This is a genomic window from Blastococcus aggregatus, from assembly GCF_900221005.1.
GTDB classification, from domain to species: Bacteria; Actinomycetota; Actinomycetes; order Mycobacteriales; family Geodermatophilaceae; genus Blastococcus; species Blastococcus aggregatus.
Map to the genome: position 1 here is coordinate 15,624 of NZ_OBQI01000010.1, position 11,753 is coordinate 27,376.

Sequence of the window (11,753 nt, forward strand, 5' to 3'; positions counted from 1 at the left end):
AGGGAACAGGGCGCAGTGGTTAGGCGTCGGTAGAGGTGAGGTATTGGCTTGGACGTGTGCGCAACAGCGCTCAGGTACTCGCGGGAGGAGGAAAGGAATGTTCGCAGCAGACCCCGGTCCAATGCCCTATCGGGAGTTTGCGCCACAGATGACCTGGCCTTACGAGATGGACTCTCGTGGGCGATCTCCGTTCGGGCGAGCCCCCCGCCGTCGTTCGTATTTCTCCCCCGCCCGCGTTGGCTGGAACGGTGTGAAGACCGCGGTGCTGCTGGCCGGGCTCGGCGGGCTGCTGGTCATGCTGGGCTCGCTGTTCGGCGACCTAGGCATCGTGGTCGGATTGATCGCAGGTCTCGCCGCTGTCGGGGGGTCGTACTGGTTCTCCGATCGGCTGGCCCTGATAGCCGCCGGGGCGGTGCCTGTCGGTGAACGCGAGCTGCCGATTTACCACCGCATCGTGGAGGAACTGGCAGCCGAGGCGGGGCTGCCCATGCCGAGGTTGTATGTGACCCGGGACCGGCAACCGAATGCGTTCGCAACCGGACGCAATCCGCGACACGCAGCCGTCGCGGTGACTGAGGGTTTGCTGGAACTGCTCCCACCGCGAGAACTCAAGGCGGTTCTGGCGCACGAGTTGGCGCACGTGGGCAACCGGGACATCCTCTTGACGTCGATCGCGGCGGCCCTGGCCACGGCGATCGGCTTCCTGGCCAACATGCTCGGTTGGCTGCCGCTTATTGGTTCCTCCGACGACGAGGAGAACCCTGGGCCGCTGGCCATGCTTGTGACCGTACTGGTGGCGCCGATCGCCGCGGGATTGCTGCAGCTCGCGCTCTCGCGCAGCCGGGAGTTCGAGGCCGACCGGACCGGTGCTGAACTGCTGGGCGACGGACATCCGCTCGCCAGCGCTCTGGCCAAGATCGACCATGCGGCGCGCTTCGTGCCAATGACGGTGGAGCCGTCGCAGGCTCAGAAGTACTTCATCAACCCGCTTCGGGGCGGCGGCGGGAATCTGTCGATGCTGTTCTTGACGCACCCGCCGACCGAAGAGCGCATCGCGCGACTGATCGGACGCACCGCGGGGTGATCTGCCGCTGACCGGTTGTTCATCCCAGAAGGGGCCGGCTGAGAGGCGCATGCCCGACGGCATGGCTGGCCCCTTCCCCGGTCCTGCAAACCATCCTTCACCAAGCGTCGAAGAGGTGAAACGTTGTGCACACGCTCGCCAGGAAATGACATTCCGGCGACATAGGTTCCGGACAAGACCGGAGGGTGCGGGCAGGCCGGGGAGATAGCTATCCGCGCGCTTCGACTCGCCTACCCCGGTCAAGGGACATTAACCTGGCGATGAGGTGATCCTCGCATGGCGCTGGTGAGCGAAGATCATGAGGGGCGAATACGCGTTATCCGCACGACCCCCGGTCGGTGCGTGAACGGCTCTCGCACTCACGTTCGATGCGGCGGCCATTGCGACAGTCGGAACGGTCCCTGGCGCCTATGGATTCTTCAAGGGGCAGTCCAGTCACGTGCGAGGCACCCCGTCAGGCCAGCCACCCTTCGATTGGCCTGTCCGGTTCGGACTGCGATCCGGGATCTAGTCGGGCCACTGAAGCGAGGTCCGGGAAGGCGCACCCCCGTCGCTTCAACTCCCGATGGGTCAGCTATCACCCGAGCGCATGCCTGGCTGCCACGCTCAAGGTAGAGGCACGCGCGTGCCTCTTACCTTCGGAGAGGCACGTTCACCGATTAGCCATGTCGCGGCCGTTGCGGCCATGTCGGCGGTCGGCGCATTGCTCATCCGCTACGACGTCGGACTCGGTCCCGCTCAAATACAGGAGTTGAAACTTGCCTATCTGCACCTCGTCCCCCGAGGTGAGTGGCGCCTCATGAACGGGTTTGCGGTTGACGTCGGTGCCGTTGAGGCTGCCGACGTCGCGGACAAGATAGCCGCTATCCCGGCGGTGGAACTCTGCGTGCCGGCGGCTGACGGTCACGTCATCGAGGAAAATGTCGTTGTCTGGTTGTCGCCCGACGGTGAGAATCGGTTGGTCAAGTACGAATCGGTGACCCGCGTTCGGCCCGCGCTTTACGACCAGGAGCGCCGTCCCCGGGGAAAGTGCCTCGACCGCGTCGGCGTGGGGCTGCATGGGCCGATCGGTAAGTGTCTGCAGTGAGGGGCGGGGCTCCTGCTCGCCGAAAGCAGACATCGCGCTCGTAGGGTTCTGGACCTGGTCCTGAGCCAACGCCGCTCCACATTCCACACAGAAGCGACTGACCTCGGGGTTGCGGTGGCCACATCGGTGGCAGCGCATCAGGGCACCTCCTCATCGTTCTTGAAGTCGGGCCGGACGGGTCAGGGACCGTGAACGGTCCCGCCCCGTCCGGCCCGTCATGCGCGGCGTTGTCACCTGCTGGAGTTGCGCACCTCCGACAGCGCCCTCTCCAACCACTCGTTCAGCGCTGGCGCTGGTGCGGCGCCGGCTTGGCGAGTGACGACTTGCCCGTGGTCCAGGACCATGAGCGTGGGCACGGCCTGAACCGAGAAGCGTTGCGCGGTCTGCGGGGCGCTGTCGATGTTGACCTTTACCAGCTTGATCCGGCCGGCGAACGTGCGAGCCAGCTCCTCCAGGGCGGGGCTCACCATCCGGCACGGGCCACACCACGGGGCCCACAGATCGAGCAGTACCGGTAACGGTGCCTGCTCGGCGACTTCGGCGAAGTCCTGGTCGCCGGCGTCGGCGATCCAGGGCAGTGGTTTGTGGCACTGCCCGCAGCGGGGGGTGCCCGCCGCTGCGGCGGGCACCCGGTTCCTGCGACCACAGCTGGGGCAGGCCACAACGGCCGTCGACGTCATGTCATGCCTCCTCACGCCGCGTTCTGGTCTGAGCCGACCGAGTCGTCCCAGGTGACGACGAGCCCGTCGTCGGAAGCGTCGACCCGGATGGCGGCGCCGCCCTCGACCTCGCCGGTCAGCAGCGCGCGGCCGATGCGGGTCTCGACCTCGCGGGCGATGAACCGGCGCAGGGGCCGGGCGCCGTAGACGGGGTCGAAGCCCTGAGCGGCGATGAACCGACGGGCGGCCTCGGTCAGCTCCAGGCGCATCTGCCGCTCGGCCAGCCGGGCGCGCAGGTCGCCGATCATGAGCTCGACGATGTGCTCGATCTCGGCCAGGGTGAGTGGCTTGAACAGCACGATGTCGTCGACCCGGTTGAGGAACTCCGGCCGGAAGTGCAGCCGCAGAGCATCCATCACCGCGTCGCGCGCCTCGGTCTCGATGTCCCCGCCGCTGGTGACGCCGTCGAGCAGGTACTGCGAGCCGATGTTCGACGTCATGATGACCACGGTGTTGCGGAAGTCGACCGTGCGGCCCTGGGCGTCGGTGAGCCGGCCGTCGTCGAGGACCTGCAGCAGCGTGTTGAACACGTCGGCGTGGGCCTTCTCGATCTCGTCAAAGAGCACCACCGAATAGGGCTTGCGCCGCACGGCCTCGGTGAGCTGGCCGCCCTCCTCGTAGCCGACGTAGCCGGGCGGGGCACCGACGAGCCGGGAGACGGTGTGCCGCTCCTGGTACTCGCTCATGTCGATGCGCACGATGTTGTCCTCGCTGTCGAACAGCGCAGCGGCCAGCGTGCGGGCCAGCTCGGTCTTCCCGACGCCCGTGGGGCCGAGGAAGATGAACGAGCCAATCGGCCGACGAGGGTTCCTGATGCCCGAGCGGGCCCGGATGATCGCGTCGGCGACCAGCTGCACCGCCTCGTCCTGCCCGACGACGCGCTCGTGCAGGATCTCGTCCAGGCGCAGCAGCTTGTCCCGCTCCCCCTCGGTCAGCCGAGTGACCGGGATGCCGGTCCAGCGGGAGACGATGTTGGCGATCTCGGCTTCGGTGACGACTTCGCGCAGGAGTCGCTTGCCGCCCTGCTTGGCCGCGAGCTGCTCCTCCTCTGCGGCCAGCCGCCGCTCCAGCTCGGGCAACCGGCCGTGCCGCAGCTCGGCGGCGCGGTTCAGGTCATAGGCCCGCTCAGCTGCCTCGGCCTCCACCCGTACCTGCTCCAGCTCCTCGCGCAGGGCCTGCACCTTGCGCAGCGCGTGCCGTTCGGCTTCCCACTGGGCTTGCATGGCGTCGGCCTCGGCGCGCAGGTCGGCCAGCTCGCGCCGGAGCTCGGACAGCCTGGTCTGGCTGGCCGCGTCGCTCTCCTTGGCCAGCGCGGCCTCCTCGATCTCCAACCGACGCACCCGGCGGGTCAGTTCATCGAGTTCGGCCGGCATGGAGTCGATCTCGGTGCGCAGCATCGCGCAGGCCTCGTCCACCAGGTCGATGGCCTTGTCGGGCAGGAACCTGTCGGAGATGTAGCGGTGGGACAGGGTGACCGCGGCGACCAACGCGGTGTCCTGGATCTTCACGCCGTGGAAGATCTCGAACCGCTCACGCAGCCCCCGCAGGATGGACAACGCGTCCTCGACGGTGGGCTCGTCGACCACGACCGGCTGGAAGCGGCGTTCGAGCGCGGCGTCCTTCTCCACGTGCTTGCGGTACTCATCCAGCGTCGTGGCACCGATCAGGTGCAGCTCACCACGGGCGAGCATCGGCTTGAGCATGTTGCCGGCGTCCATGGAACCTTCTGCTGCTCCGGCGCCGACGACGGTGTGCAACTCGTCGACGAAGAGCAGGATGCGCCCCTCGGCTGCCCGCACCTCGTTCAGGACGGCCTTCAGCCGTTCCTCGAACTCCCCGCGGTACTTCGCACCGGCCACCAGCGACCCCATGTCCAGGGCGAAGACGGTCTTGTCCTTCAGGCCCTCAGGCACGTCGCCGCGGGTGATCCGCTGCGCGAGGCCCTCAACGATCGCGGTCTTGCCGACACCGGGATCACCGATGAGCACTGGGTTGTTCTTGCTCTTGCGGGACAGGATCTGCACGACCCGGCGGATCTCGGTGTCCCGCCCGATGACCGGGTCGAGCTTGCCGGCAGCAGCCTCGGCGACCAGGTCACGGCCGTACTTGCTCAGCGCCTCATAGGCGACCTCGGGCATGGCCGAGGTGACGCGCTGGTTGCCGCGGATCTCGGTCAGCGCGGACAGGAACTTGTCCCGGGTAAGTCCGTGGGTGCGCAGCAGTCGGCCAGCGGCGGTGGTGCTGCCCTCCTCCAGCAGCGCGACTACCAGGTGCTCTACGGAGACGTACTCATCCTTGAGCCGCTGCGCCTCCCTTTCGGCGGCTTCGAACAGCCGCGACAGCCGTTGGGTGACGTACACCTGCCCGGGCGCCGCGCCTGGTCCGGTCACCTTCGGACGCCGGCCGAGGTCGGCCTCCAGGTCGACGCGCAGCGCGTCGGGGTCGGCTCCGGCCTGGGACAGCAGGCGTGGCGTCAGGCCCTCAGGCTGGTCGAGCAGGGCGAGCAGCAGGTGCTCGCCGTCGACCTCGGTGTGGCCGAACCGGAGCGCCTTGGTCTGCGCGTCGTGGAGGGCCTCCTGTGACTTCTGGGTGAGTCGGTTGAGATCCACATCAGCCTCCGATGAATGTGTGTGTGATCGTGGTGGGGGTGTTCGGATGCGCCGTCGTGCGGCCCGGCTGCCGGCGCAGCACCGCCTCCAGCGATTCGATGCGGTCGAGCAGATCCAGCACCAGCCCGACGGCGGCGTAGTTCAGCGAGAAGCCGGCCCGCAGTCGCTGGATCCGCGCGAGCGTCACTAGCTCCGTCGGCGCGAGCCACAGCCGGTCGGCGGCATCGCGATCGGCCTCCAGCAGCCCGAGGGCGACCAGCCGGCGTACCAGTTCCGGATGCAGCCGCGCCCGCGCAGCGAAGGTGTCCAGGTCCAGCATTTCGACCCGACGCCGGCGCATGAGGGGATAGGTCATGACGCCCTCCGGGCCTGTTTGCGCGCATCGAACTTCGAGACCGTGGCGAGTTCGGAGAACAATCTGCGTTCCTCCTCCGACAGCCGGTGCGGCACGACGATGCGCACCTCGGCGTAGAGATTCCCGGCTTCCCCGCGGGGGTTGGGCAGCCCGCGACCGCGCAGCCGTAGCCGCCGCCCGCTCGACGTGCCGGCCGGCACCTTGACCTTGGCTTCCCCGCCGGGGGTGTCGACCGCGACCGACGTGCCCAGCGCCGCTTCCCACGGCGCCAACGGCAGGTCGACGTAGAGGTCGCGACCCTCCACCCGGTAGCGGGGGTGCGGCGCCAGCCGGACGACGAGGTAGAGGTCGCCGCTGGGTGCGCCGCCGCTGCCCTGCCCGCCCTGGCCGGTCAGCCGGATCCGCTGACCGTCGGTCACCCCGGCCGGGATGTTGACCTCCAGGCTGCGTTGGCCGTCCGGGCCGGACATGGTCAGCCAGCGGCGCCCACCGGTGTAGGCATCCTGAACTGACAACTCCAGCTCGAACTCCTGGTCCGCGCCTGGCACGTGGCCCCAGTGGGGGCGGGTCCGGCCGGCGCCGCGAGGTCCGGTGCCGCGGCCGCCGAACATGCCCCCGAGCAGGTCGTCGAGGTCGATGCCCTCACCGAACCCGCCGGTGCCGTAGCCGGTGCCACCGACCCAGACCTGTTCGCCGTCCGCGCCGCCGGGCCAGCCCGAGGACCAGCCGGGTCCGGGGCGGGCGCCCGCGCCGGCGGCCGCGCCCGCACGGGCGCGGTGCCAGGTCTCGGCGTCCACGCCCTCGGGAACCTGGCGGAAGTCGGGACCGAAGGCGTCGTACCGCTTGCGGGTCTCCGGATCACTGAGGACGTCGTAGGCCTCGGAGATCTCCTTGAACTTCTCCTCGGCGCCCGGGTCCTTGTTGACGTCGGGGTGGTACTGGCGGGCCAGCTTGCGGTACGCGCGCTGGATCTCCTCGGAGCTGGCGCCACGGGCCACCCCGAGCGCTGCGTAGTAGTCACGGTCGCCCATCACTGCGCCCCCGCATTCCTCCGGTCGCCGCCACCACCCCCACCGCTGGCCTCCGCCTCGGTGTGACGGTCGTTGTCCTTGCCTGCGGCGACGACTACTGAGGCGGGGCGAAGCTGGTGGTCGCCTTCGCCGTAACCGGCTCTGAGCACCTGGACGACCGTGCCCGGCGCTGCGTGCGGGTCTGACCGGGTGGCTACCGCCTCGTGGCGGGCAGGATCGAAGGTAGTGCCCACGTCGTCTCGCCGTGGATACCCGAGGCCGCGCAGCACAGCCAGGGCCTGGTCGAGGACGGCTCGGACGCCGTCGACGATGGCGCTGGGACTGGCCCCGGAGTGAGCCAGCGCGAGCTCGAGGTTGTCCACTACTGGCAGCCAAGCCGCAGCCACCCGGGCTCGCTCCTGGGTGCGCTGTTGTTCGACGTCTCGCGCGGCCCGCTTCCGCATGTTGTCCAGGTCGGCCAGCGCGCGCCGCCACAGGTCTTCCAGTTCGGCGACGCGCAGTGCCAACTGTTCGATGGCAGCCTGACCGTCAGAGTCGGCGGCGGGAGTGGTGGACGCGGCTGTGGTCGATCCGGGCACCGGGCCCGTCCCGCCGGCCGTCGCAGGCTCGGCGGGACGGGACGGCGGAGTGGGGATGTCCTTGTCGGGCATGGCGGCCTCACTCCGTGGTGAACTCGGCGTCGATCACGTCATCGTCACCGGGGCCGCCCGCGGCTCCACCCGGCCCCGCCGGACCGGACCCCGGCTGCGGGCCGGCACCGTCGGACGGGCCGGCGGCCATGCCGTGGAAGATCTGCTGCAGCTCACCAGTCAGAGAGCGCAGCCGGTCGATCGGAGCGTCGTCCTTGACGGCCTGCCGGGCGTCGTTGATCAGCATCTCCGCCCGCGCCTTCTCGTGAACCGGCACTGCATCACCGAGCTCGGTCAGTCGCCGCTCCACCTGGTAGGCCGCCGAGTCCAGGGTGTTGCGGGCCTCGACCAGCTCGCGCAGCCGGGCGTCCTCGGCGGAGTGCTGCTGCGCATCCGCCACCATCCGCTCCACCTCGGCCTTGTCCAAGTTCGAGGACTCGCTGATGGTGATCTGCTGCTGCTGCCCGGTGTCCTTGTCGCGGGCGGTGACGTTGAGGATGCCGTTGGCGTCGATGTCGTAGGTCACCTCGACCTGCGGCACCCCCCGCGGGGCCGGGCGGATGTTCTCCAGCCGGAAGCGGCCCAGCACCCGGTTGTCACTCGCCCGCTCGCGCTCGCCCTGCAGGACGACGATGTCCACGGCGGGCTGGTTGTCCTCCGCGGTGGAGAAGACCTCGGAGCGACGGGCCGGGATTGTGGTGTTGCGCTCGATGACCTTGGTCATCACCCCGCCCATGGTCTCCACGCCGAGGGACAGTGGGGTGACGTCGAGCAGCAGAACGTCCTTGACCTCGCCCTTGATAACCGCGGCCTGCAGCGCAGCGCCCAGCGCGACCACCTCGTCGGGGTTGACCGACATGTTCGGGTCCTTGCCGCCGGTCAGCCGCCGCACCAGGTTCTGCACCGCCGGGATCCGGGTCGAGCCGCCGACCAGGATCACTTCGTCGATGTCATTGGCGGTCACCTTCGCATCGGCCATCGCCTGCTGCACCGGTCCCATGCAGCGCTCAACCAGGTCGGCGGTGATCGACTCGAACGTCGATCGCCGCAGGGTGGTGTTCAGGTGCTTGGGGCCGTTGGCATCGGCGGTGATGAACGGGAGGTTCACGGTGGTCTCGGCGACCGTGGAGAGCTCGACCTTGGCCTTCTCTGCGGCCTCGAACAGCCGCTGCAGCGCCTGCGGGTCCTTACGCAGGTCGATGCCCTCGGCCCGCTGGAACTCCTCGGCCAGGTGGTCGACGATCCGGCGATCGAAGTCGTCACCACCGAGGTGCCCGTCACCAGCGGTGGCCCGGACCTCCACCACGCCGTCGCCGACGTCGAGCAGGCTGACGTCGAACGTGCCGCCGCCGAGGTCGAAGACCATCACCGTCTCGTTGGTCTTCTTGTCCAGGCCGTAGGCCAGCGCGGCCGCGGTCGGCTCGTTGACGATCCGCAGCACCTCCAGCCCGGCGATCCGCCCGGCGTCACGAGTGGCCTGCCGCTGCGCGTCGTTGAAGTACGCCGGCACCGTGATCACGGCCTCGGTGACCTTCTCCCCGAGGTACTTGGACGCGTCGTCGACCAGCTTGCGCAGCACCTGCGCGGAGATCTCCTCCGGTGCGTACTGCTTGCCGTGGACGTTGAACCGCACCGCGCCCTCGGGCCCGGCAACGACGTCAAAGGTGACCGCGTCCTTCTCGCTGACCACCTCCTCGTACCGGCGGCCGATGAACCGCTTGGCCGAGGAGATGGTGCCCTTGGAGTTCAGGATCGCCTGCCGGCGGGCCAGCTGGCCAACCAGCCGCTCACCAGCCTCGGTGAACGCGACCACCGACGGAGTGGTGCGAGAACCCTCTGCATTGGCGATGACAGTGGGCTTGCCACCCTCGGTGACCGCGATCACCGAGTTCGTGGTGCCCAGGTCGATACCGACCGCCTTAGCCATCTCAACCTCCTGTGTGCTCGTAGAAATGGGAATCAAAAGACCTAGAGACAGGGATGCATCCAGGCCCGTGGCGGGCTAGGACTCGACGCTCGGCACGCCGGGGGCCGACTCGCCGAAAACGAGCTGCTCACCCGACAGCAGCGGCGCATGGTGCCGAGCCACCAGCCGTTCGGCGTCTGACAGCTGGCGGGGACGGCCGGCGTTCGCCTGGTCATCCGCCAGCGCGACGAGCGGCACGGTGCGCACGGCGTCCAGCTGGAAGTGGATCCAGGTCGCCCCGCAGTGCGGACAACTCAGCGAGCCGTGCGCCGTCGGCGAGGGCACCGGAATACCGTTGAGGGAGTAGTACTCCCACGTCAGGCCGTGACCGTCCTCGACGTGCTGCACGTCGTAGTCGGTGCTCCAGGTGTGCCCGCACCCGGCGCAGGTGAAGCGGTAGCGCTCCACCGCAACCTCCTTGAGCACCTCTCATCTCCTCCTCTCGCCGTCATGGCTGCGACCGGTGGGTGACTGGGTACGGATCGGAGTGCGCACGGCCCTCCGTGGCCCCGAGCCTGGGTGGGGGGCAGTGCGCCCGCCGCGGGCTGGCGCACCGCCCCCCGGGAGCTCAGCTCTTCTGGCTGCTCTTGTCTCCGGGCTGGGACCCGCTCTTCTGGGAGCCATCGGTAGACAGCTGCTGCTGCCCACTGCCGCTGGTCTGCACCTCGATCCGGCGCGGCTGGGCCGACTCAGCCGTCGGGATGGTCAGCGTCAGCACCCCGTTGTTGTAGGTGGCGGTCACCTTGGTGGTGTCCAGGGCGTCGCCGACCTGCAGCTGCCGCGTGAAGCTGCCCTGCGGGCGCTCGGCGAGCAGAACGTTGTGGCCTTCCTCGTACTCCGCGCGGCGCTCGGCCCGGATGGTCAGCATGTTGCGCTCGCAGGTGATCTCCACGCGCTCGGGGTCGATACCTGGCAGATCCAGGGCGACGTGGTAGCCGTCATCGCTCTGCCAGACGTCCATCGGCATGCCCATCGGCGTACGCCGACCCGACACCAGCTGGCTGGTCAGCCGGTCCAGACCCCGGGAGGGATCCGCGAACGGCTCGAAACGGATCACGCTCATGGTCAATCTCCTTCCGACTGTTGAGTTCGTTGTGTGCATTCGTGCCCGACGTGAGCGCGAGGGGCACGAAGCCTGTGGTTTGCTCCGAGCTGCTGGCGCCGACCCACTGAGGGCGAGACTCGCCGTCAGCGGACGCCGGTCTCGGAGGCATCGCTCAGTTCGTGCGGACCACGCCGTTGGGCTACGGACGCAGGCACCATGCGGCTGTCAGAAGCACGACACCGGCGATCAGCGCGTAGATGCCTAGCACCGTGGCTACGGCGACAGCTCCGACGTCTGGCCGCAGCAGCACCACGATGCCGAGCACAAGAGACGTGATGCCGGCGAGCGCGAGCAGCCATTCACCGGACCTCGACCGACCCGGCCGATAGGCGGAGGGAACCTCCAACACAGAGGTCACAGTGGCGGTCACCAGCAGGAGCCCGGTGATGATGGCCCAAGCACCGGCCAGCATCACTAGAGCGAGGCCGGTGATCTGCGGCCACAACAGGCTCATCAGGCCGGCGAGCAGGCTGGCCACACCGGCCAGCAGGTGCCCCCATCGGGGCCGCCAGTGATCCCTGTCGTGGGTGGTGAGCGCGCTGCCAACCAGCCCGGCACCGTCCAACAACGCGTACGCCCCGAACATCAGGGCCAGCGCAAGCATGGTGACGGGGGGCCACACCAGCACCAGGACACCGAAGAGCAAGGCCAGCAGACCCCGCAGTGCCAGGGTCGTCGAGAGCCGCCGCCCGGCGATGAGTCGTGTCCGGCGCCGGCCATGTCCACCGGCGTCTGCGCCGCCAGTGACTGATCGCCAGGCCTTCCAGGTGATGCCGCTGCCGCGAGTAGGCAGTGAGATCTGACCCGCCATGCCGACCTCCGTCTGCTCCTTCCTTGGGGAACTGGTCGCACCTGCTCACTTCCCCAAACCTACACCCGCAAACATAGATTTTCTGAAGTTGCGACTAGGGCGTCGAGGCCGTTGCCCCGTGTGATCACGCCCGACCGCGCCATGCGGCGACAGTCACCGCTGGAAGGTGAAGAGACCTATCGCGAGGCTGCCGGGCGCGGCCCGAGCTTCCTGGGCGTCGGCGGGAGCGCTGCCCGGCCAGATCGCCGTCAGCTCTTGGGAGCCCGAGAGCACGTCAGTCAGGTCGTCCTTGCGCCGAAACGCGGCGCCACAGTGGAAGCGGCCACGCCTCAGCGTCGGTCCGCGTCAAAGCTGGTG

The 11,753-nt window shown here is 68.7% G+C and carries 11 protein-coding genes; 1 reads left to right on the plus strand and 10 read right to left on the minus strand.

Translation table 11 applies throughout. The annotated features are described in order from the left end of the window. Nucleotides 1–250 precede the first annotated feature (250 nt). Nucleotides 251–1,084, plus strand: a complete 834-nt coding sequence (locus tag CRP29_RS22125; protein WP_245853192.1) for a M48 family metalloprotease — start codon at nucleotides 251–253, stop codon at nucleotides 1,082–1,084. A 652-nt stretch (nucleotides 1,085–1,736) separates the two neighbouring features. Here CRP29_RS22125 and CRP29_RS22130 read toward each other — a convergent pair. From CRP29_RS22130 to CRP29_RS22175, 10 genes are all read right to left on the minus strand, one after another. After that, on the minus strand, nucleotides 1,737–2,309 hold the full coding sequence (locus CRP29_RS22130; protein ID WP_097197240.1) for an FHA domain-containing protein: 573 nt from the start codon (nucleotides 2,307–2,309) through the stop codon (nucleotides 1,737–1,739). Nucleotides 2,310–2,401: 92 nt separating this feature from the next. Further along, the gene (gene trxA / locus CRP29_RS22135; protein WP_097197252.1) at nucleotides 2,402–2,851 is read right to left on the minus strand and encodes a thioredoxin; all 450 of its coding nucleotides are present in this window, start codon (nucleotides 2,849–2,851) and stop codon (nucleotides 2,402–2,404) included. An 11-nt stretch (nucleotides 2,852–2,862) separates the two neighbouring features. Beyond that, complete coding sequence (gene clpB / locus CRP29_RS22140; RefSeq protein ID WP_097197241.1) at nucleotides 2,863–5,499, minus strand: ATP-dependent chaperone ClpB; 2,637 nt, start codon at nucleotides 5,497–5,499, stop codon at nucleotides 2,863–2,865. Nucleotide 5,500: 1 nt separating this feature from the next. Beyond that, nucleotides 5,501–5,854: a chaperone modulator CbpM gene (locus CRP29_RS22145; protein ID WP_097197242.1), complete on the minus strand. Its 354-nt coding sequence runs from the start codon at nucleotides 5,852–5,854 to the stop codon at nucleotides 5,501–5,503. Beyond that, entirely contained in the window at nucleotides 5,851–6,885 is a 1,035-nt protein-coding gene (locus CRP29_RS23695; RefSeq protein ID WP_097197243.1) for a DnaJ C-terminal domain-containing protein, read from the minus strand. Before CRP29_RS23695 ends, CRP29_RS22145 begins: the two co-directional genes overlap by 4 nt. Then, nucleotides 6,885–7,535: a nucleotide exchange factor GrpE gene (locus CRP29_RS22155; RefSeq protein ID WP_097197244.1), complete on the minus strand. Its 651-nt coding sequence runs from the start codon at nucleotides 7,533–7,535 to the stop codon at nucleotides 6,885–6,887. The genes CRP29_RS23695 and CRP29_RS22155 overlap by 1 nt, the downstream gene beginning before the upstream one ends. Nucleotides 7,536–7,542: 7 nt before the next feature. After that, complete coding sequence (dnaK, locus tag CRP29_RS22160) at nucleotides 7,543–9,441, minus strand: molecular chaperone DnaK (RefSeq protein WP_097197245.1); 1,899 nt, start codon at nucleotides 9,439–9,441, stop codon at nucleotides 7,543–7,545. A gap of 75 nt (nucleotides 9,442–9,516) precedes the next feature. Next, nucleotides 9,517–9,906 (minus strand): hypothetical protein, encoded by a 390-nt coding sequence (locus CRP29_RS22165; protein WP_097197246.1) that lies wholly within the window; start codon nucleotides 9,904–9,906, stop codon nucleotides 9,517–9,519. A gap of 142 nt (nucleotides 9,907–10,048) precedes the next feature. Then, nucleotides 10,049–10,543 (minus strand): Hsp20/alpha crystallin family protein, encoded by a 495-nt coding sequence (locus tag CRP29_RS22170; protein WP_097197247.1) that lies wholly within the window; start codon nucleotides 10,541–10,543, stop codon nucleotides 10,049–10,051. Nucleotides 10,544–10,724: 181 nt separating this feature from the next. Continuing rightward, nucleotides 10,725–11,396, minus strand: coding sequence for an HdeD family acid-resistance protein (locus CRP29_RS22175; protein WP_097197248.1), 672 nt, complete (start codon nucleotides 11,394–11,396; stop codon nucleotides 10,725–10,727). Nucleotides 11,397–11,753: the final 357 nt, after the last annotated feature.